Origin of the sequence: Pseudomonas sp. MH9.2 (assembly GCF_034353875.1) — a bacterium.
In the GTDB taxonomy this organism is placed as follows: Bacteria; Pseudomonadota; Gammaproteobacteria; order Pseudomonadales; family Pseudomonadaceae; genus Aquipseudomonas.
In genome coordinates, this window is the sequence record NZ_CP133784.1 from 2,167,369 (window position 1) to 2,187,323 (window position 19,955).

At 57.3% G+C, this 19,955-nt stretch carries 16 protein-coding genes and 1 pseudogene; 9 read left to right on the top strand and 8 right to left on the bottom strand.

The window, feature by feature from the left end; all coding sequences use genetic code 11:
* The first annotated feature begins 153 nt into the window (after window positions 1-153).
* From RHM55_RS10135 to adeC, 3 genes are read left to right on the top strand one after another with little or no spacing between them, the layout of a single operon-like run.
* Complete coding sequence (locus RHM55_RS10135; RefSeq protein ID WP_322181657.1) at window positions 154-1,314, top strand: efflux RND transporter periplasmic adaptor subunit; 1,161 nt, start codon at window positions 154-156, stop codon at window positions 1,312-1,314.
* Window positions 1,315-1,317: 3 nt separating this feature from the next.
* Window positions 1,318-4,458 carry an efflux RND transporter permease subunit gene (locus RHM55_RS10140; RefSeq protein ID WP_322181659.1) on the top strand — a complete coding sequence of 1,047 codons (3,141 nt, stop codon included), beginning with the start codon at window positions 1,318-1,320 and terminating at the stop codon, window positions 4,456-4,458.
* On the top strand, window positions 4,455-5,915 hold the full coding sequence (adeC, locus tag RHM55_RS10145) for an AdeC/AdeK/OprM family multidrug efflux complex outer membrane factor (RefSeq protein WP_322181661.1): 1,461 nt from the start codon (window positions 4,455-4,457) through the stop codon (window positions 5,913-5,915). Before RHM55_RS10140 ends, adeC begins: the two co-directional genes overlap by 4 nt.
* 76 nt (window positions 5,916-5,991) lie before the next feature.
* Here adeC and pcaD read toward each other — a convergent pair whose 3' ends face one another.
* The 6 genes and pseudogenes from pcaD to pcaR all read right to left on the bottom strand — a co-directional run bounded on the left by pcaD (window position 5,992) and on the right by pcaR (window position 12,205).
* Window positions 5,992-6,780 carry a 3-oxoadipate enol-lactonase gene (gene pcaD / locus RHM55_RS10150; protein ID WP_322181663.1) on the bottom strand — a complete coding sequence of 263 codons (789 nt, stop codon included), beginning with the start codon at window positions 6,778-6,780 and terminating at the stop codon, window positions 5,992-5,994.
* A 75-nt stretch (window positions 6,781-6,855) separates the two neighbouring features.
* Window positions 6,856-8,177, bottom strand: a pseudogene (locus tag RHM55_RS10155) (MFS family transporter).
* A gap of 138 nt (window positions 8,178-8,315) precedes the next feature.
* Entirely contained in the window at window positions 8,316-9,521 is a 1,206-nt protein-coding gene (gene pcaF / locus RHM55_RS10160) for a 3-oxoadipyl-CoA thiolase (protein ID WP_322181666.1), read from the bottom strand.
* Complete coding sequence (locus RHM55_RS10165; protein WP_322181668.1) at window positions 9,518-10,297, bottom strand: CoA-transferase subunit beta; 780 nt, start codon at window positions 10,295-10,297, stop codon at window positions 9,518-9,520. The genes pcaF and RHM55_RS10165 overlap by 4 nt, the downstream gene beginning before the upstream one ends.
* Window positions 10,298-11,155 (bottom strand): CoA transferase subunit A, encoded by an 858-nt coding sequence (locus RHM55_RS10170; protein ID WP_322181670.1) that lies wholly within the window; start codon window positions 11,153-11,155, stop codon window positions 10,298-10,300.
* 207 nt (window positions 11,156-11,362) lie between these two features.
* Window positions 11,363-12,205 carry a pca regulon transcriptional regulator PcaR gene (gene pcaR / locus RHM55_RS10175; RefSeq protein WP_219062179.1) on the bottom strand — a complete coding sequence of 281 codons (843 nt, stop codon included), beginning with the start codon at window positions 12,203-12,205 and terminating at the stop codon, window positions 11,363-11,365.
* 902 nt (window positions 12,206-13,107) lie between these two features.
* Between pcaR and RHM55_RS10180 the strand changes: the two genes are divergently transcribed.
* The 5 genes from RHM55_RS10180 (at window position 13,108) to RHM55_RS10200 (ending at window position 18,080) form a co-directional block, all read left to right on the top strand.
* Entirely contained in the window at window positions 13,108-13,305 is a 198-nt protein-coding gene (locus RHM55_RS10180; RefSeq protein ID WP_219062180.1) for a hypothetical protein, read from the top strand.
* 240 nt (window positions 13,306-13,545) lie between these two features.
* Entirely contained in the window at window positions 13,546-15,018 is a 1,473-nt protein-coding gene (locus tag RHM55_RS10185) for an inorganic phosphate transporter (RefSeq protein ID WP_322181673.1), read from the top strand.
* A gap of 194 nt (window positions 15,019-15,212) precedes the next feature.
* Window positions 15,213-16,325 (top strand): glycosyltransferase family 4 protein, encoded by a 1,113-nt coding sequence (locus RHM55_RS10190; RefSeq protein ID WP_416152009.1) that lies wholly within the window; start codon window positions 15,213-15,215, stop codon window positions 16,323-16,325.
* Entirely contained in the window at window positions 16,318-17,088 is a 771-nt protein-coding gene (locus RHM55_RS10195) for a polysaccharide deacetylase family protein (protein ID WP_322181675.1), read from the top strand. Before RHM55_RS10190 ends, RHM55_RS10195 begins: the two co-directional genes overlap by 8 nt.
* A complete protein-coding gene (locus tag RHM55_RS10200; protein WP_322181678.1) occupies window positions 17,085-18,080 on the top strand; it encodes a lysylphosphatidylglycerol synthase transmembrane domain-containing protein in 996 nt (331 codons plus the stop codon). The genes RHM55_RS10195 and RHM55_RS10200 overlap by 4 nt, the downstream gene beginning before the upstream one ends.
* Here the strand turns inward: RHM55_RS10200 and RHM55_RS10205 are convergent, their stop codons facing one another.
* Window positions 18,081-18,263: a hypothetical protein gene (locus RHM55_RS10205; protein ID WP_322181681.1), complete on the bottom strand. Its 183-nt coding sequence runs from the start codon at window positions 18,261-18,263 to the stop codon at window positions 18,081-18,083.
* A 101-nt stretch (window positions 18,264-18,364) separates the two neighbouring features.
* A complete protein-coding gene (gene purU / locus RHM55_RS10210) occupies window positions 18,365-19,216 on the bottom strand; it encodes a formyltetrahydrofolate deformylase (protein WP_322181683.1) in 852 nt (283 codons plus the stop codon).
* Between the two features lie 361 nt (window positions 19,217-19,577).
* On the opposite strand from purU, the gene mvaT reads away from it, so the two are divergent.
* Window positions 19,578-19,955 (top strand): histone-like nucleoid-structuring protein MvaT, encoded by a 378-nt coding sequence (gene mvaT / locus RHM55_RS10215; protein WP_322181685.1) that lies wholly within the window; start codon window positions 19,578-19,580, stop codon window positions 19,953-19,955.

Consider the following 19,955-nt stretch of genomic DNA (forward strand, 5'->3'; position numbering starts at 1 on the left):
TTCATGCCTTGCCGTGCTGGAGTGTCGCAGTGCAGGGTATTTACAAACAACCATGAACGTAAGTATATTCCTTAGCATGCTACTTATCTAGTCACCCCTTTTTTCACCTTTTTACTTTCTTGAGCAACTCAAGCTCCTGAGCCGAGGATCTTCATGCAATTCAAGCCAGCTGTTACCGTTCTGGTCACTGCCGTCGCCCTGGCAACACTGCTCAGCGGATGCAATAAAAAGCAAGAGGCTGCGCCAGCGCCGCCCCCTCCTCAGGTCGGTGTCGTTACCCTGCAAACGCAAGCTTATACCCTGACCACTGAGCTGCCGGGCCGTACCACGGCGTACCGCATTGCTGAAGTGCGTCCTCAGGTCAACGGCATCATTCTCAAGCGGTTGTTCACTGAAGGCGGTGACGTCAAGGCTGGCGAGCAGCTTTACCAGATCGACCCGGCGCTTTACGAAGCGACGGCCAACAGTGCCAAGGCGACCCTGCAGTCGGCAAAATCGCTGGCTGATCGTTATAAGCAGTTGGTGAACGAGCAGGCGGTGAGCCGCCAGGAATACGACACGGCACAAGCTTCCGCCCTGGAAGCACAGGCAGCCCTGCAGACCGCTCAGATCAACTTGCGCTACACCAAAGTGCTCGCCCCGATCTCCGGGCGTATCGGCCGCTCTGCCGTCACAGAAGGCGCGCTGGTCAATAACGCCCAGACCAACGCCATGGCAGTGATTCAGCAACTGGACCCGATCTACGTCGACGTTGTCCAGTCTTCGACCGACATGCTCAAGCTGCGGCATGAACTTGAAGGCGGCCAACTGCAAAAAGCCGGAGAAAACGCGGCCAAGGTCAAGTTGACCCTGGAAGACAACAGCCCCTATCCACTTGAAGGCAAACTGGAGTTCTCGGAAGTCTCGGTCGATCAGACCACAGGCTCCGTCACCTTGCGCGCCAAGTTCCCGAACCCGGCTCACACCTTACTGCCAGGCATGTTCGTGCATGCTCAACTGCAGTCTGGCGTGAACAAAGCCGCGATTCTGGTTCCGCAACAGGGCGTAACGCGTGACCTGAAAGGCACGCCGACCTCGCTGATCGTGAACAAGGACAACAAGGTAGAACTGCGCACCCTTGTGGCCTCGCGCACCGTTGGCAACGACTGGCTGGTCGAAAGCGGTCTGAACCCGGGTGACCGTGTCATTACCGAAGGTCTGCAGTACGTCAAACCTGGCGCTGAAGTGAAGGTCGCCGAAGCGACCAACGTCAAGGCAACAAACCCGGCACCTGCACCGGCCACTGAAAAAGCCGCGAGCAGTAAAGGGGAGTAATTCATGTCGAAATTTTTTATCGACCGTCCAATCTTTGCCTGGGTAATTGCCCTGATCATCATGTTGGTCGGGGCACTCTCGATCCTCAAACTGCCGATCAACCAATACCCGGCCATTGCACCGCCCGCCATCGCGATCCAGGTGACCTACCCAGGTGCGTCCGCACAGACCGTGCAGGACACCGTGGTTCAGGTCATCGAACAACAACTCAACGGTATCGACAACCTGCGGTATGTCGGTTCTGAAAGTAACTCCGATGGCAGCATGACCATCACTGCGACGTTCAACCAGGGCACCAACCCTGATATCGCGCAGGTTCAGGTCCAGAACAAACTGAACCTGGCAACACCCCTGCTGCCACAAGAAGTGCAGCAGCAAGGTATTCGTGTGACCAAGGCGGTGAAAAACTTCCTGATGGTCGTCGGTTTGGTGTCCGAAGACGGCAGCATGACCAAGGATGACTTGGCCAACTACATCGTGTCGAACATGCAGGACCCTATCTCACGGACCGCCGGTGTCGGTGACTTTCAGGTCTTCGGTGCCCAGTACGCCATGCGTATCTGGCTGGACCCGGCCAAGCTGAACAACTTCCAGCTGACCCCGGTGGACGTTAAAGCCGCTATGACGGCACAGAACGTTCAGGTTTCATCGGGTCAGATCGGTGGTCTGCCTGCGCTTCCCGGCCAACAACTGAACGCCACCATCATTGGCAAAACCCGTCTGCAAACAGCCGAACAATTCGAAAAAATCCTACTCAAGGTCAACCTTGATGGCTCCCAGGTACGCCTGAAAGATGTCGCCAGCGTCGGTCTGGGGGGCGAGAACTACAGCGTCAGTGCCCAGTTCAACGGCAAAGCGGCTTCCGGCCTTGCCATTAAACTGGCCACTGGCGCCAACGCACTGGACACCGCGAAAGCGATCCGCACCACGATTGCCCAACTGGAACCTTTTTTTCCGCCTGGCATGAAAGCGGTGTATCCGTATGACACCACGCCAGTCGTCACTGAATCGATCTCGGGTGTAATCCACACCCTGGTCGAAGCCATCGTTCTGGTGTTCCTGGTGATGTACCTGTTCCTGCAGAACTTGCGGGCCACGATCATCACCACGATGACCGTGCCCGTGGTCTTGCTCGGTACGTTCGGTGTCCTCGCGGCGGCGGGCTTTACCATCAACACCCTGACCATGTTCGGCATGGTGCTGGCCATCGGCTTGCTGGTGGACGATGCGATTGTGGTGGTGGAGAACGTCGAACGGGTAATGGCCGAAGAAAAACTGTCACCCAGAGACGCCACGCGAAAATCCATGGGTCAGATTCAAGGGGCTCTGGTCGGTATTGCCTTGGTACTGTCGGCGGTTCTGCTGCCAATGGCGTTCTTCGGCGGCTCCACAGGGGTGATTTACAAACAGTTCTCGATCACCATCGTTTCAGCCATGGCGCTCTCGGTGCTGGTTGCCCTGATCTTCACGCCAGCGTTGTGTGCAACCCTGCTCAAACCGATTGACCACGAAAAACACGGTCAACCCAAGCGTGGTTTTTTCGGCTGGTTCAACCGCACCTTCGACCGCAGCGTACTGAGTTACGAGCGCGGCGTCGGCAACATGATCAAGCACAAAACTCCGGCTTATCTGGCCTATGCGCTGATCTTTGCCGGGATGGTCTGGATGTTCAACAGCATCCCGAGCGCGTTCCTGCCAGAAGAAGACCAGGGCGTGATCTTCGCCCAGGTGCAGACACCCGCGGGCTCATCCTCAGAGCGTACGCAAACCGTACTCGACAATATGCGCAGCTACCTGCTCGATAAGGAAGGCGCAGGGGTCAAGTCGGTGTTCACCGTGAACGGCTTCAACTTCGCCGGTCGCGGCCAAAGTTCGGGCCTGGCGTTTATCATGCTTAAACCATGGGACGAGCGCACGGCCGAGAACAGCGTGTTCGCGCTGGCCAAGCGTGCCCAGGCACACTTCTTCAGCTTCCGCGACTCGATGACATTCGCTGTCGTTCCACCCTCGGTACTGGAACTGGGTAACGCCACGGGTTTCGACCTTTACCTGCAGGATCAGGCAGGGCTCGGCCATGCCAAGCTGATGGAGGCTCGTAACCAGTTCCTCGGTCTGGCCGCCCAAAGCAAGATTCTTGCAGGTGTGCGCCCCAACGGTCTGAACGATGAGCCCCAGTACCAACTGGTCATCGATGACGAACGTGCCAATGCCTTGGGCGTGACGATGCTGGACATCAACACCACGCTGTCGATTGCGCTAGGTGGCAATTACGTCAACGACTTCATCGACCGCGGTCGGGTCAAGAAGGTCTACGTTCAGGGTGAAGCCGGCAGCCGGATGTCACCTGAAGACTTGAAGAAGTGGTATGTGCGCAACGCTACCGGTGAGATGGTGCCCTTCGCCTCCTTTGCCAGTGGCAAGTGGGTGTATGGCTCGCCGAAACTGTCACGTTACAACGGCGTAACCGCTGAAGAGATATTGGGTGTGCCAGCACCGGGCTATAGCACCGGGCAGGCCATGGACGAAGTCGAATCCATCATCAAAAAACTCCCGGCCGGTATCGGTTACTCATGGACCGGCCTGTCCTATGAAGAACGTCTGTCCGGTTCTCAGGCGCCAGCGCTGTACGCCCTGTCGCTGCTGGTGGTGTTCCTCTGTCTGGCAGCCTTGTATGAAAGCTGGTCAATTCCTATCTCGGTCATGCTGGTGGTGCCACTGGGGGTTATCGGTGCGTTGATAGCCACCAGCATGCGTGGCCTGTCCAACGACGTGTTCTTCCAGGTGGGCTTGTTGGTGACCGTCGGTCTGTCGGCGAAGAACGCCATTCTGATCGTCGAGTTCGCCAAGGAACTGCATGAGCAGGGGAAAAGCTATACCGAAGCGGCGATTGAAGCCTGCCGCATGCGGTTGAGGCCAATTGTGATGACGTCCATGGCGTTCATCCTCGGTGTGGTCCCGCTGGCGATTTCCACGGGTGCAGGCTCGGGCAGCCAGCACTCGATCGGTACAGGGGTAATCGGCGGTATGATTACGGCCACGGTCCTGGCGATTTTCTGGGTGCCATTGTTCTTTGTTTCGATATCCTCGCTGTTCAAAAGCAAGGTAAAACCGACAGAAACTCCACACGATGAGGCTGGCCAATGAGCAAGTCCCTGATCGCTCTGGCAGTCACCGCGTTCATTCTTGGCGGCTGCTCGTTGATCCCCGATTACAATCAGCCAGCAGCGCCGGTGTCTGCGCAATGGCCACAAGGTCCGGCTTATTCGCCAACTGAATCGGCCGCAGTCGCCGCTGCCGAACAAGGCTGGCGTCAGTTTTTTCAAGACCCGGCCCTGCAACAGCTGATTGAGACCGCGCTGGTCAACAACCGCGACCTGCGTGTCGCGGCTCTGAACATCGACGCCTACCGTGCGCAATATCGCATCCAGCGCGCCGACCTGTTCCCGGCCGTTTCGGCCGATGGCAGCGGCAGCCGTCAACGCGTTCCGGCCGACCTGTCCACCAGCGGCAAAGCGGGCATCAACAGTCAATACTCGGCGACCCTGGGCATCAGCGCCTATGAGCTGGATCTGTTCGGCCGCGTACGCAGCCTCAGCGAGCAAGCGCTGGAGACTTACTTCTCCAGCGAGGAAGCTCGCCGCAGCACGCAGATCAGTTTGGTGGCCAGCGTCGCCAATGCCTACCTGGTATGGGAGGCAGACAAGGAACAGCTCAAGCTGACTCAGGACACGCTTAAAGCGTTCGAAGAGAGCTACCGGCTCACCGCCCGCAGCAATGAAGTCGGCGTCGCTTCTGCGCTGGACGTGAGCCAGTCACGGACGTCGGTTGAAGGTGCCCGTGTCAAACTGGCGCAATACCAACGGCTGGTCGCTCAAGACCAGAATAACCTGACGCTGCTGCTGGGCACCGGCCTCCCGGCCAACTTGCCTGCAAGCCAGCCGCTCAGTGCCGATCTGCTCAGCAAAATGCCGGCGGGCTTGCCGTCGGACTTGCTGCAACGGCGCCCGGACATCCTTGAAGCAGAGCATAAGCTCAAGGCCTCCAACGCCAACATCGGCGCAGCGCGAGCCGCGTTCTTCCCAAGCATCACCCTGACAGCCAGTGCCGGCACTGCCAGCCCTGATCTGTCCGGGCTGTTCAATGGCGGCTCGGGCACTTGGTTGTTCTCGCCGAAAATCAATCTGCCGATTTTCAACGCGGGCAGCCTGCGTGCCAGCCTGGATTACTCCAAAATCCAGAAAGACATTGGCGTCGCCAATTACGAAAAGACCATTCAGACCGCGTTCCAGGAAGTCTCCGACGGGCTGGCCTCGCGCCAGACCTACAACGACCAGCTCAAGGCCCAGCGTGATCTGGTTGCTGCCAACCAGGACTACTACCGTTTGGCCGAGCGTCGTTACCGGATCGGGATCGACAGCAACCTGACGTTCCTCGACGCCCAGCGCTCGCTGTTCAGTGCGCAACAGTCATTGATCACTGATCGCCTCTCGCAACTGGTCAGCGAGGTCAATCTGTACAAAGCCTTGGGTGGCGGTTGGTACGAACAGACCGGACAGGCCAAACCTGCGACCGGCGACGTGCCTGAAACCAGACTGTTCTAGTTTCAGCACCCCATAAAAAACCCACCGTCTGGTGGGTTTTTTATGAGCGGCTGAAACCTAGTTGCCTCAATCCTGCTCAGCTCAACAAAAACGCCAACACCCGACTGGTAAACACCTCGCCCGCCTCTACGTTGGACAGGTGCGCCGCGTGGACTTCTTCGTACTCGGCGCCATCGATATGGTCGTGGATAAAACGCCCACCCGCAGGCGGCGTCACCGGGTCGTGGATACCGGAGATGATCAGTGTCGGCGCGCTGATCGACCCCAGATCCTCTCGGAAATCCGCATCGCGCACGGCGGCGCAGTTTGCGGCATAACCTTCGGGCGAAGTCGCCGCGAGCATATCGGTAATGCGCTTGGCCTGATCCGGGTTGGCGGCGGCGTACTCAGGCGTGAACCAGCGTGCGATTGACGCATCACGCAACGCGACCATAGCCGCCGGGCCATCGCGCAGCACCGTTTCAATTCGCGGATCCCAGGTCTCGGGACCGCCGATCTTAGCCGCGGTGTTGCATAGCACCAGCTTGTGCAGCCGCTCGTTGGCATGGATACCCAGCCATTGGCCAATCAGGCCGCCCATGGACAAACCGCAAAAATGCGCCTGTTCAATCTTCAGCCCGTCGAGCAACGCCAGCACATCTTGACCCAATTGCTCGATGCTGTAGGGGCCCGGCGTCACCAGCGAGCGACCGTGCCCGCGGGTGTCGTAGCGCAGGACACGGAAGTATTTGCCGAAGGTCGGCAACTGGGTGTCCCACATATGCAGGTCGGTGCCCAACGAATTGGACAAGACCAGTACCGGCACATCTTTCGGGCCATCAAGTTGATAGTGCAGTTGACCATCGGCAAGTTGTACAAATCCCACAGCAGCCTCCTTCGGGCACGTTACATGAACGCATAATCTAAATGACGCGCGCCCTTCCGGGCGCGCGCGGATGGATCAATGATCGTGATGCAAAAACGCCGGTTGTTTCGGCAGGCGCAGGCTGAACAGGAAAGCGATCGCCATCATGACGGTCACGTACCAGTAGAAGTTGCTCTCCATACCCATATTCTTCAGGTTCAGCGCGACGTATTCGGCCGAGCCACCAAAGATCGCGTTGGCCACGGCATAGGCCACGCCGACACCCAATGCACGAACTTGAGGCGGGAACATCTCGGCTTTTACCAGACCGCTGATCGAGGTGTAGAAGCTGACAATCGCCAGCGCCAGAGTGATCAGGAGAAACGCCATAAACGGATTGGTCGTGGTTTTCAGCGTCATCAGAATCGGCACCGTACACAGTGTGCCCAGCGCGCCGAACCACAGCATCGAGTTACGGCGCCCGATCTTGTCCGCCAACATACCGAACAGTGGTTGCATGCACATATAAAGGAACAGCGCGCCGGTCATGATGTAACTAGCGGTTTTGGCTTCCATGCCCCCGGTGTTCACCAGGTATTTCTGCATGTAGGTGGTAAAGGTGTAGAAAATCAGCGAGCCACCGGCGGTGTAACCGAGCACGGTGATAAAGGCCGTTTTGTGATCCCTGAACAACGCCCGCATGCTCCCGGCGTCTTTGTCCTTACGCGTTTCTGCCGTCGTGGTTTCTTTGAGCGAGCGACGCAGGAACAGGGAAATCACTGCTGCGATGGCGCCAACCACGAACGGGATGCGCCAGCCATACGCACGCAGCTCTTCAGTACTGAGAAACTGCTGCAGGATGACCACTGTCAACACAGCCAGCAACTGGCCGCCGATCAGGGTCACGTACTGGAACGAAGCGAAAAAGCCGCGCTGCCCTTTGAGCGCAACCTCGCTCATGTAGGTTGCCGTGGTGCCGTATTCGCCACCCACGGACAACCCCTGGAACAGCCTGGCGACCAATAGCAAGGCCGGTGCCCACGCGCCAATCGTGCCGTAGGTCGGCAGGCAGGCGATGACCAGTGAACCACCGCACATCATCAGTACCGAGATCATCATGGAGTTCTTGCGGCCATGCTTGTCGGCCACCCGGCCACCCGGCCAAACAGCCAGCCACCGATCGGACGCATCAGAAAACCGGCGGCGAACACGCCCGCCGTGTTAAGCAACTGCACGGTCGGGTCATCGGAAGGGAAAAAGGCCGGCGCGAAATAAATGGCACAGAAGGCGTAGACGTAGAAGTCGAACCACTCCACCAAGTTGCCCGAAGAGGCACCGACAATGGCAAAAATCCGCTTGCGACGCTCCTCCCCGGTGTAATGCACGGGCTCGGAGACGGTGGTACTTGTTATTGTCATTGGGAGTTCACTCTGAGGGGTAACTACCCCATTCTAGACACATTCTGTAACCAACTGACCTCTCAAAACGCAATCATCCAGAAGAGGGTCCGACTCTTGTGGAGGCGGTCCTTTCCTGGATGCTTTAAAACGTTGTGATCAGACTCTTTCGATGGCTAACGCCAAGCCTTGCCCGACCCCCACGCACATGGTCGCGAGCCCTTTCCGGCCACCGGTTTTTTCCAGCTGATGCAGGGCCGTCAGAATCAGACGTGCGCCACTCATGCCCAAAGGATGACCCAACGCAATCGCCCCACCGTTGGGATTGACCTGCGGCGCATCATCGGCGAGATCCAGTTCACGCAACACAGCCAGGCCTTGGCTGGCGAAGGCTTCGTTGAGTTCGATCACATCGAAATCAGTCACGGCCAAGCCAAGACGCTCGACCAGTTTGCGAACTGCAGGCACCGGACCAATGCCCATCACGCGCGGAGCGACTGCCGCGCTGGCCATCCCCAGCACCCGAGCCCGGGCGGTCAAACCATGCTTTTTCACGGCGTCGGCAGAGGCCAGAATCATGGCTGCCGCGCCATCATTGACGCCTGAAGCATTGCCAGCGGTGACGGTCTTGCCTGCCCCGTTGACCGGTTTAAGCTTGCTCAGGGTTTCCAGGCTGGTATCGGCACGAGGGTGTTCATCGTGCGCGACAATGGTTTCGCCTTTTTTGTGCGTAACACGCACCGGCACGATTTCTTCAGCGAAATAGCCTGCGGCCTGAGCCACGGCCGTGCGCTGTTGGCTGCGCAGGGCGAAAGCATCCTGATCAGCACGAGAAATCTTATAGTCATCAGCGACGTTGTCGCCGGTCTGCGGCATGGCATCGACGCCGTACTGAGCCTTCATCAATGGGTTGATGAAGCGCCAGCCAATGGTGGTGTCTTCCAGTTTCATGTTGCGCGAAAACGCGGCATCAGCCTTGCCCATGACGAAAGGCGCGCGGGACATCGACTCAACACCGCCAGCAATCGCCAGCTCCATCTCACCGCTGGCGATGGCGCGGAAGGCTGTACCGACCGCGTCCATGCCCGAGGCGCAAAGACGGTTGAGGGTCACCCCGGGAATGCTCTGCGGCAGGCCCGCCAACAAAGCGGCCATACGCGCCACATTGCGGTTGTCTTCACCGGCCTGATTCGCGCAGCCGAAAAACACTTCATCGACCTCGTCCCAGTTCACCGACGGGTTACGCTCCATCAGCGCTTTGATCGGCAGTGCAGCCAGGTCATCGGCACGCACCGTCGACAGGCCACCGCCAAAACGGCCAATCGGTGTACGAATCGCATCACAGATATAAACGTCACGCATCATGCTTCTCCCGGTGCCTGACCATGAGCGATGGCGGTACGCGCTTCCAGATCACGCAAAGCGGTCAATTCTGTTTCGGTAGGTTCAGCCGAGTACACGACATTCTCGGCAAAGCGCAATTCCCAACCGGTGGCGGCGATGACTTGCTCGCGAGTCACGCCTGGATGCAGGGTCGTGACCACGAACTCATGGGTACCGGCTTCAGGTTCCATGATGCACAGATCGGTGATGATCCCCACCGGACCGGCACCGGGCAAACCGAGTCTCTTGCGTGAATCCCCGCCTTCGCCGTGACCGACAGACGTGATGAAGTCGAGCTTGTTGACGAACGCCCGCGCCGATTGCTTGAGGATGATCAACACCTGCTTCGCGGAACCGGCAATCTCCGGCGCACCGCCAGCTCCCGGCAAGCGGACCTTCGGATTGTGATAGTCGCCCACCACGGTGGTGTTGATGTTGCCAAAGCGGTCAACCTGAGCGGCACCCAGAAAACCGACGTCGACCCGGCCACCTTGCAACCAGTAGCGAAAAATTTCACCGGTGGAGACAACAGTGTCGGCGGTTTCCGCCAGTTCGCCGTCGCCAATCGACAGTGGCAGCACGTTCGGCTTGGCGCCGATCGGGCCGGATTCGTAAATCAGCACCACATCCGGCGAGGACGTCAGGCGGGCCAGGTTCGCGGCCTTGGAAGGCAGACCGATGCCGACGAAGCAGACCGAGCCGTTCTTCAAACGACGGGCTGCAGCGACTGTCATCATTTCATTGGTGGTGTACGTCATTTATTGAGCCTCCGAAACGCTAGCCAACCGGGCTTTGAATTCATTGAAATCAGCGGTGCCGTGGATATAGTCGGCAATCCACGCAGTGAAGCTGTCACGGTCGCGGGCAATAGCGTCCCAGGCTTGATAGAAGCGGTTATCACGCTCGTAGTAACCATGGGCATAGGATGGATGCGCACCACCGGGGACCAGGCAGACGGCGCTCAGGGCCCAGGTCGGCAGTACGCAAGCGTTCATCGGGGCCTTGAGGTCATCAACGATCTCCTCAACCGTGACGATGCAACGCTTGGCCGCCAGTGCCGCTTCTTTCTGCACACCCAGAATGCCCCACAGCAGCACGTTGCCTTTACGGTCCGCTTTCTGCGCATGGATCACGGTGATGTCCGGGCGTATAGCAGGGACCGCCGCCAGCACTTCACCGGTGAAGGGGCAGGTGACCGTTTTGATCATCGGGTTGACCTTGGGCAGGTCGGAACCGGCGTAAGCCCGCAGCACCGCGAAAGGCAGCCCGGACGCACCTGCAACATAGGCGTTGGCAAGGTCCGCGTGGCTGTGTTCTTCGATTTCCATCGCATGCGGCCACTGTTTCTCGACCGCGTCACGCAAGCGATGCAAGGAGCCAACACCAGGGTTGCCGCCCCACGAGAAAATCAGTTTTTTCGCACAGCCGGCACCGATCAATTGGTCATAGATCAAGTCGGGGGTCATGCGCACCAAGGTCAGGTCTTTTTTACCCTGACGAATGATTTCGTGGCCCGCAGCAGTGGGTATCAGATGGGTGAAGCCTTCCAGTGCAACGATGTCGCCATCGTTGACGAATTGCTTCACGGCATCGTGCAGAGAAAGAATTTCAGCCATGGAGTTGCTCCCGATCTCGCATCACAATCAATAAATAGCGCAAGTGAGCTGCGCTGGAATGCGAATCAGGTTATGCCTGAGCGAAGGGGCAAACAATCCGATAATCGACTAACCGTTCGTTAATCGCACAAATTAAAGAAGGCGACTGAAGGCTGAAAGTGCCCGCTCTTCGCGAAGAGATCGAACAGGCACCCTGTATTCAAAATGTCAGGTAAATAGCTGTGTACTCAAATCGCGGCTGGCATCGAGCATGATTGGCAGAAAGCGTTGCTCCAATTCACTGCGGGCCACGCGTCCAGCGCTGGTGCTGACGTTGAGTGCGGCCAACACTTGGCCGGAGGCGTCATATACAGGGACGGCAATCGAGCGCAGGCCTTGCTCGAGTTCCTGGTCAACGATGCACCAGCCCTGCTGGCGAACCTGCTGCAGGCATTCCAACAAGTCCTCGGGTGTCGATAACGTGCGACTGGTTTTAGGTTGCAGGTCGACGTGATCGAGGTATTCACCGAGCGAAACATCGTCCAGCGCAGCCAACAGAATGCGCCCCATGGACGTGCAATAGGCGGGTAACCGTCCGCCCACCGAGAGGTCCACCGAGATCAATCGCTGGGTCGTGGCCGAGCGGGCTATATACAGAATATCGTCGCCTTCGAGGGTCGCCATGTTGCAGGCCTCATGCAATTGATCGCTCATGCGGTCCAGATAAGGCTGGGCCGAGATCGCAAGCGGCGTCGATGATAGATAGGCATGCCCCAACGTCAGCACTTTAGGCAACAGCGAGTAGGTCCGGCCATCACTGGTGGCGTAGCCCAGCTTGATCAACGTATGCAGGCAACGGCGTACCGCCGCGCGGGGGATTTCCGTGCGATGGCTGATCTGGGCAATCGTCAATTGACGCTTACGCTCCTGAAAGGCATGGATCACCGCCAAACCTCTGGCCAGGGACGTCATGAAATCCGGGTCGCCGGTCAGCGCCTGAATCCGCTTGGCCGGTGACGCCACAATCGGCGGCGCCAGCGAGGCAAATGAGTTGCGCAGTTGATCGTTCATCCCAAACACCGCCTATCGACGCCTTTTCAGGCCGGATACAAAGCCCTTCACAACGTTTCACTAAGGAATTCATCGGGCCCGTCTCGGGCGATTATCGAACCAATGACCGATAATCGCAATTGACCCATCGCCTTTATCCTTATACCTTTCACTCGCCGCTTAAGTGGCTTCTTGGAAATACTGGTCAGGTACCCACGAGAAGTCCATTGGTACGGCCTTGCCCACGAAGCGAGGCCGTTTTCTTTCAGCGCCGTACACGAGCGCAACGCTACCCGATACGCAGCCTCTTCCGGCACCACGGAAGAACCGCTGCGCTATTGTTTCTGATGCGCCCTGTCTGCCCCTGCGCGCTGTGCCACAAAAACCGTGGCTTATACCCGTGCCCCTACTGATCATCCTCAATTGGAAACAGTCTGTGGCCCGGGCATGAAGTTGTAGTGGTATTCAATCGCTGTCTAAACTTCAGAACTGTCGTACAGAAAAAGAGTACTGATGGAAGACATATCGTAACAATCGCGCACATAAAGTTGACGGCACCGAACATCTTGGAGATAGTGTTCTTCGGTTGACTGGCTATAATGCCCCGCAGTGATTGAAACTCCAGCGCGCTAAGCGTGGATCCAGTCACATGGACCCTGCACTGACCCGGTGCACGATCCAGACAGTCCGCGGATGAGATACCGAGCCATTGATAGCCACCGCGCTTGTAATCCATATCTGTTGCTACGACAGCTGTTTTTTCTGGTGCCCGTAGCCGCGAGCAGCAAGAAGGTATTTACACGTAGTGTGTAAAGGAATGTCCGACTGTTTAAACGGCCCGACAGACTGGACATCGCCGGTGTAAGCACTTCCCGCGCTCTGCGCTGTCACCGGAATTAATCTCGACATTATTAGGTAACACTGTGACGAAAGATGAACTGCGCGTGGAACTTGAGCGCCAGGAACAACGTTACAAGGATGTATACGGCGGGGAAGTCACCACCTACGCCGCACAACCAGAGCCCGAACGTAAGCCTTGGCGCAAAAGAGCCAGCCTTCTCGATCAGGCGTTCAAGCAAGAACTGCAAAAAATGGAAAAAGACCTCAAGGAAGAACCTTAGCCTTTGCGGATAAAATCAGTAGCGGTTTACGGTGCGCCACCTTCTTGATGGGCGCAGAGCTCGTTTTTACTGAGGTTTGAGGCAACTTTGAACCAAAGGCTGTCTTCCCGACAGCCCTTTGGGGCGGTAGCTGTGGCCATCCATTTCGTTTAATGATGTAACCAATGAGCAGCAAGTGCATCGATTTATAGGGTTTTCTGGCATAATCGCGCCCCCTTACGACCGGGTCAGAAGATTTTCATGATCGATTTATTCAGCGGGCTAGATGCTTGGGTGCTTGTGAGCTTGCTGCTTGCCCTGGCCTTCGTTCTCACGTTCGAGTTCATCAACGGCTTTCATGACACCGCTAACGCGGTAGCTACTGTCATCTACACCAAAGCCATGCCGCCCAACCTGGCCGTATTCTTTTCCGGTTTGTTCAACTTTCTGGGTGTATTGCTGGGCGGTGTAGGAGTGGCCTACGCCATCGTCCACTTGCTGCCCGTCGAACTGCTGATCAACGTAAACACCGGCCATGGCCTGGCCATGGTGTTCTCGCTGCTCGCGGCGGCGATTACCTGGAACCTCGGCACTTGGTATTTCGGGATTCCGGCATCCAGCTCGCACACTCTGATCGGCTCTATTCTGGGAGTCGGGCTCGCCAACGCATTGATTACCGGCATTCCGCTGGCCGACGGCGTGAACTGGCAAAAAGCGATCGACATCGGTGCGTCGCTGATCTTTTCGCCGCTGGCAGGCTTCATCGTTGCCGGTTTGGTGTTGCTCATTCTGAGATGGTGGCGCCCGCTGTCCAAGATGCACAAAACGCCGGAGCAGCGCCGCAAGATCGATGACAAAAAACACCCGCCTTTCTGGAACCGTCTGGTATTGGTGGTTTCCGCCATGACCGTCAGTTTCGTACACGGCTCCAACGACGGTCAGAAGGGTATCGGCCTGATCATGTTGGTCTTGATTGGTATCGTACCAAGCCAGTTCGTTCTCGACCTGAGCAGCACCACCTATCAGATCGAACGGACCCGGGATGCAACCCTGCACCTGAGCCAGTTCTATCAGCGCAACACCGACACCCTGAGTGAGTTCCTGGCCTTGGGCAAATCGAAGGATGGCGACTTGCCGGAGCGCTTCAGCTGTAACCCGACGCAAACCGAGCCGACCATCAACGCCCTGCTCAGCACGCTTAAAGGTGTCGTCGATTATCACGCTCTGTCGACTGAAAGCCGCATCGAAGTGCGTCGCTACCTGCTCTGCATGGATGACACTGCCCGAAAAGTCGGCAAACTTTCCAACTTGGCACCTCGTGAAAAATCCGACCTTGAGAAGCTGCGCAAGGACCTGACGGCGACCACTGAATATGCGCCGTTCTGGGTCATTCTTGCCGTCGCCCTAGCGTTGGGCCTGGGCACCATGATTGGCTGGAAACGCGTGGTACTGACCATAGGTGAAAAAATCGGCAAGCAAGGCATGACCTATGCCCAAGGCATGTCGGCACAGATCACCACCACCTGCGCGATCGGCCTGGCTAACGTTTTCAGTCTGCCGGTTTCGACCACCCATATCCTGTCCTCTGGCGTTGCCGGGACCATGGTCGCAAACAAAAGCGGTTTGCAAGGCGGCACGGTGCGCGCCATTATCCTGGCCTGGGTCTTGACCCTGCCAGCGACCATCGCACTGTCGGCTGGCTTGTTCTGGGTGGCGTCAAAAGTGTTGGCTTAAACAGTAAGACTCAAGAAAAGCGCCCTGTTCGGCGCTTTTTTTTGGCCTGTCAGCCTGGATTCTCAGCGATCAAACAAAGTAGCACCGAACGTTTAATTTTGGTGCTGCCACACCAGCGCCTCACCTTTTTGCACCGAACATCTATTCTTCTCAGTGGTCAACCTTAGGAACAACCACGCTGCGGAGGGATTGCCGTGCATATCGCTGACATGACCATGTTCTACGCACCAGCCAGCGGTGGCGTGCGCACTTATCTAGATGCAAAACATCGTCGTTTGGGACGTTATTCAGGCGTTCGTCACAGCCTCTTGATCCCCGGCGCCAGCCTGAGCCACAAAGACGGCATTTATAAGGTACCGGCGCCGGCCCTGCCCTTCGGTAACGGCTATCGCTTCCCTCTCCGCCTCGCACCGTGGCGCAATATCCTGAAAGATCTGCAGCCCGACGTGATCGAAGTCGGCGATCCCTATTTAACCGCATGGGCCGCACTGGACGCGCGTCGCCAACTGGATGTACCGGTCATTGGTTTCTATCACTCGGATTTACCACTGCTGGTCAGTAATCGCATCGGTAATTGGCTCGGCACTAATGTCGAGACCTACGTCAGCAAGTTGTATAACAATTTCGACCGGGTCTTGGCGCCCAGCACCATCATGGCCGACAAGTTGATCCGATTGGGCGTCGAGAATGTGCACATGCAACCGCTGGGCGTGGACCTTGTGACATTTACACCAACCCTTCGCGATCCATGCCTTAAAGCCGAGCTAGGCCTCAACGAAGACACCCGTTTGCTGATTTTCGCCGGACGCGGATCGCGTGAAAAAAACCTGCCCGTGCTGCTCGACTGCATGAAACGACTGGGCGCTGGCTATCACCTGTTGTTGGTCGGCTCGCACATGCCAGATGCAGTTCCGGACAATGTGTCGGTCATCGGTCATTTCTGCCCCGCCAGCGAAATCGCCCGTTTGTTGGCCAGCGCCGACGCCTTACTGCATGCAGGCGATCAGGAAACCTTTGGCCTGGTGATTCTCGAAGCCATGGCCAGCGGCATTCCCGTCATTGCTGTGGCTGCTGGCGCCTTTTCCGAAATCGTCCCTGAAGCGTGCGGCCTGCTCTGCGAGCCGAACAATCCATTGTCAATGGCCAGCGCCGTACGAGAATTATTCAGCCACAACAGCGTGCAAAAAGGCTACCAGGCGCGACAGCACGTAGAACAGCGATACGCGTGGGACACTGTGGTCGAGGGCCTGCTTGAACACTATCAAGCTGTCCTGGGCAGCCGCTTACCGGTGCTCGCTCATGGCTGACATCGAACGTAGCGTATTGTTGGTGCTTCATGATGTGGCGCCCGAAACCTGGACCGATTACCAGCCATTTGTTCAAGCCATAGACGCTTTGGGCAATATCCCAATGACTCTGTTAGTGGTTCCCGACTTTCATAAACGCAATGCGGTAAGCACTGACAATCACTTTCAGCGCGTGCTGGAAACTCGTATTGCCCACGGCGATGAACTGGCGCTGCATGGCTACTACCATTGCGACGATAGCCCGCCGCCGCGCACACCGCGCGACTATTTCATGCGGCGCATTTTCACGTGGGAAGGCGAGTTTTATGCTCTGGACCGGGATGAGGCGTTGGTACGACTGCATGCCGGAATCGAATTATTTCAGCGCTTAGGCTGGCCGCTCCATGGGTTCATTGCCCCCGCCTGGCTGATGAGTGAGGGCACGCGAGACGCCTTGCGCAGCTTGCCTCTGCACTACACCAGCGATGCTCAGCATTTGTATCGGCTGCCGGACTTCGCCCGGATTGAAGCGCCGGGCATTGTCTGGAGTGCCCGCAGCCCTTGGCGTCGCGGCGTGTCGAAAATCCTCAGCGGGCACCTCGAACACAGGTTTCAGGCGGCATCGACCATTCGATTGGGCTTACACCCGGTCGACATGCGCCATGAGTATGCCCGCCGCTACTGGCTACAAATCCTGCAACGACTGATCCAGAGCGGCCGTACGCCCATGACCAAGGCACACTGGCTTGCCACACAGCATCCAGCCATGAGGTCAGCCGCGTGAAACGACTTGCCTGGTTATTGGCAGGGCTGCTCGCCGCCCTCCTGATTCCGCTTGTGTTGGGTGGCAGTGAGATGTTCCTGCGCCTGCGCAGCTTCCCTCTGGACCTGCTATTGGGAATGCTTGGCATGATCGCCGCGTGCTGGGGCCTGAACTCGCTACGCTTGCGTCTATTGCTGGGTGACAGCGTGGGCGGGCTAAGTCCGCTGAAAAGCCTCGGGGTGGTCATAGCCACCGAGTTCGCGATTTGCGCAACGCCGGGCGGCAGTGGCGGGCCACTGACATTAATGACATTGCTGTCGCGCAATGGCATACGCCCGGCTAAAAGCAGCGCGGTCTTCGCCACTGACCAACTCAGTGATCTGCTGTTCTTCCTGTGTGCCCTGCTTGGCATTCTGCTGTATGCACTGTTTCACGAACTCAGTCAGAAGCTGGAGTGGATGCTCAGCCTGAGTGTGATTCTGATGCTTGGCGGATTGTGCCTGGGCATCGGCTTCGCCCGCTACCATCGGCAGATCATCAAACTCAACGGGGGCCTGCTCAAACGCGTCAACACCAGTGCCACGACTCGTCGGCACTGGGCACGCAAACTGCTGCATTTTCGTGATGCGTTTGTCGACACGCTGAAGATGCCTCGGCAAAAACTGGCGCAGGTGTTCGTGCTGACCTGCCTGCATTGGGGCTTGCGTTACAGCGTGTTGTATCTCGCCTTGCATGGTTTGGGCGTGGACATAGCGTGGGCCTGGAGTTTTCTGATTCAAATGCTGTCACTGAGTGCGGGGCAACTGAGCCTGTTGCCGGGTGGCGCAGGCGCTGCAGAACTGACATCGGCGGCACTGCTGGCCCCCATGGTGGGTAAGTCCACGGCAGCTGCGGCGATCCTGATCTGGCGGGCGGTGACGTACTACTTCTACTTGATCGCCGGTGGGCCGGTGTTTTTACTATTGGTCGGACGACCGTTGCTGAACAAGCTGATACGCCTCAAACACGCCTGATTATTTTTTCGGTGTGCCCGTTGGCGCCTCAGGCGCTTGCTGCAATTGCCGCCAAAGCTCGGCGGCACCGTTGAAGTCCGCACCGTCCTCCAGACCCAGCGCCTCCGGGTCATAACGACTCAGGCAGCCCTCGCCAAGCGTGGGCGGTGCTCTCGATGTGGCTTTGTCGAGTGGATCGGTCATCTTCGCCTCCATCGCTATGCCTTCGCGAATAAACTCACCCCACAGCAAACCTGTGTGAGAGCGGATTTATTCGCGAATGGCAGTAAGCCAGGTACTTGAGACTAGTCGAACACGACCGTCTTGTTGTGATGCACCAGTACCCGATCTTCCAGGTGGTAACGAAGCCCGCGAGCCAACACCATCTTTTCCACGTCGCGACCGAAGCGCACCATATTTTCGATGCTGTCACGGTGGCTGACGCGTACCACGTCCTGCTCGATGATCGGCCCCGCGTCGAGTTCTTCAGTCACGTAGTGACAGGTCGCACCAATCAGCTTCACGCCACGTAGCGAAGCCTGGTGGTAGGGCTTGGCCCCCACGAACGACGGTAGGAAGCTGTGGTGGATGTTGATCACCCGATGCGCATATTCACGGCACAATTGCGGCGGCAGAATTTGCATGTAACGCGCCAGCACGACTACGTCCGCCTCATGGTGCTTGACCAGACGCGAGACTTCGGCGAACGCCGGCTCCTTGTCCTTTGAGTCCACCGGAACATGGTAATAAGGGATGTTATGCCACTCGACCATGCTGCGCAGGTCTTCATGGTTGGAAATCACACAGGCGATTTCGCAGTCCAGTTCATCGGTGTGCCAGCGGTGTAGAAGATCTGCCAGACAGTGCGATTCACGACTGGCCATCAACACCACGCGCTTTTTCTGCGCCGAGTCCGTGACGCGCCAGTCCATGGAGAACTCTTCGGCAATCGGCGTGAACGCCTTGCGAAATTCTTCAAGTTCCAGGGGGACTGTGTCGGCACGAATCTCGTGACGCATAAAGAACCAACCACTGAGATTGTCCGAGTGATGGCTCGCCTCGGTAATCCAGCCATTATAGGCGGCCAAAAAGTTACTGACTTTAGCAACGATGCCGACGCGGTCCGGGCAAGCAATCACCAGCCGAAAAGTGCGCATGAGGGAAAAACTCCAGAACTTCGCAAAGGCCGCCATTCTAGCGATTACGCAGAGAAACTGCAGTACTCCTCTCGCCGAGTCTGAAACCGCCGAGGTCATTGGGGCCCGCGTCCTCAGGCAGCGCCGCTTTCCATGATAGCTGTCTACTCAGCACCGACTAATGCCCTGCATTAGAAAGGGCCATTATGGCGATATCCTTCAGCGCCCACGGTACAACATCTAATGTCGTCGCACTGTTGCGCAGGGCCTATTTTATAAATAATTGCCCTAAAACTTTTCTTTAATGTTTACTTGATCAAACTGTCTGACTATTATTGCATCACTGCGTCCCTGCCACCCTCTGAACATAAGGTACCCCTTCATGTCCCTGATCAACGAATACCGTGCCACAGAAGAAGCCATCAAAGAACTGCAAGCCCGTTTGAAAAGTCTGTCGCAAGACGACAAACTGCAAACTGAGCTTGAATTTGAAGGCAAGCTGCGCACCCTGATGGGCGAATATCAAAAATCGCTGCGCGACATCATCGCCTTGCTTGATCCAGAGTCCAAAGTTAGCAAGACTCCTCGCGGCGCCGTGAAGACTACCGGCACCAAGCGTGCGCGCAAGGTCAAGCAGTACAAGAACCCGCACAACGGCGAAGTCATTGAAACCAAAGGCGGCAACCACAAGACTCTGAAAGAGTGGAAAGCCAAGTGGGGTGGTGATGTAGTTGAAGGCTGGGCAACTCTGCTGGGCTAA

Bases quoted from the DNA above. Each gene is read 5' to 3' on its own strand.
- RHM55_RS10135 (WP_322181657.1), top strand. From the start codon at position 154: ATGCAATTCAAGCCAGCTGTTACCGTTCTGGTCACTGCCGTCGCCCTG.
- RHM55_RS10140 (WP_322181659.1), top strand. From the start codon at position 1,318: ATGTCGAAATTTTTTATCGACCGTCCAATCTTTGCCTGGGTAATTGCC.
- adeC (WP_322181661.1), top strand. From the start codon at position 4,455: ATGAGCAAGTCCCTGATCGCTCTGGCAGTCACCGCGTTCATTCTTGGC.
- pcaF (WP_322181666.1), bottom strand. From the start codon at position 9,521: ATGATGCGTGACGTTTATATCTGTGATGCGATTCGTACACCGATTGGC.
- RHM55_RS10165 (WP_322181668.1), bottom strand. From the start codon at position 10,297: ATGACGTACACCACCAATGAAATGATGACAGTCGCTGCAGCCCGTCGT.
- RHM55_RS10170 (WP_322181670.1), bottom strand. From the start codon at position 11,155: ATGGCTGAAATTCTTTCTCTGCACGATGCCGTGAAGCAATTCGTCAAC.
- pcaR (WP_219062179.1), bottom strand. From the start codon at position 12,205: ATGAACGATCAACTGCGCAACTCATTTGCCTCGCTGGCGCCGCCGATT.
- RHM55_RS10185 (WP_322181673.1), top strand. From the start codon at position 13,546: ATGATCGATTTATTCAGCGGGCTAGATGCTTGGGTGCTTGTGAGCTTG.
- RHM55_RS10195 (WP_322181675.1), top strand. From the start codon at position 16,318: ATGGCTGACATCGAACGTAGCGTATTGTTGGTGCTTCATGATGTGGCG.
- RHM55_RS10205 (WP_322181681.1), bottom strand. From the start codon at position 18,263: ATGACCGATCCACTCGACAAAGCCACATCGAGAGCACCGCCCACGCTT.
- purU (WP_322181683.1), bottom strand. From the start codon at position 19,216: ATGCGCACTTTTCGGCTGGTGATTGCTTGCCCGGACCGCGTCGGCATC.
- mvaT (WP_322181685.1), top strand. From the start codon at position 19,578: ATGTCCCTGATCAACGAATACCGTGCCACAGAAGAAGCCATCAAAGAA.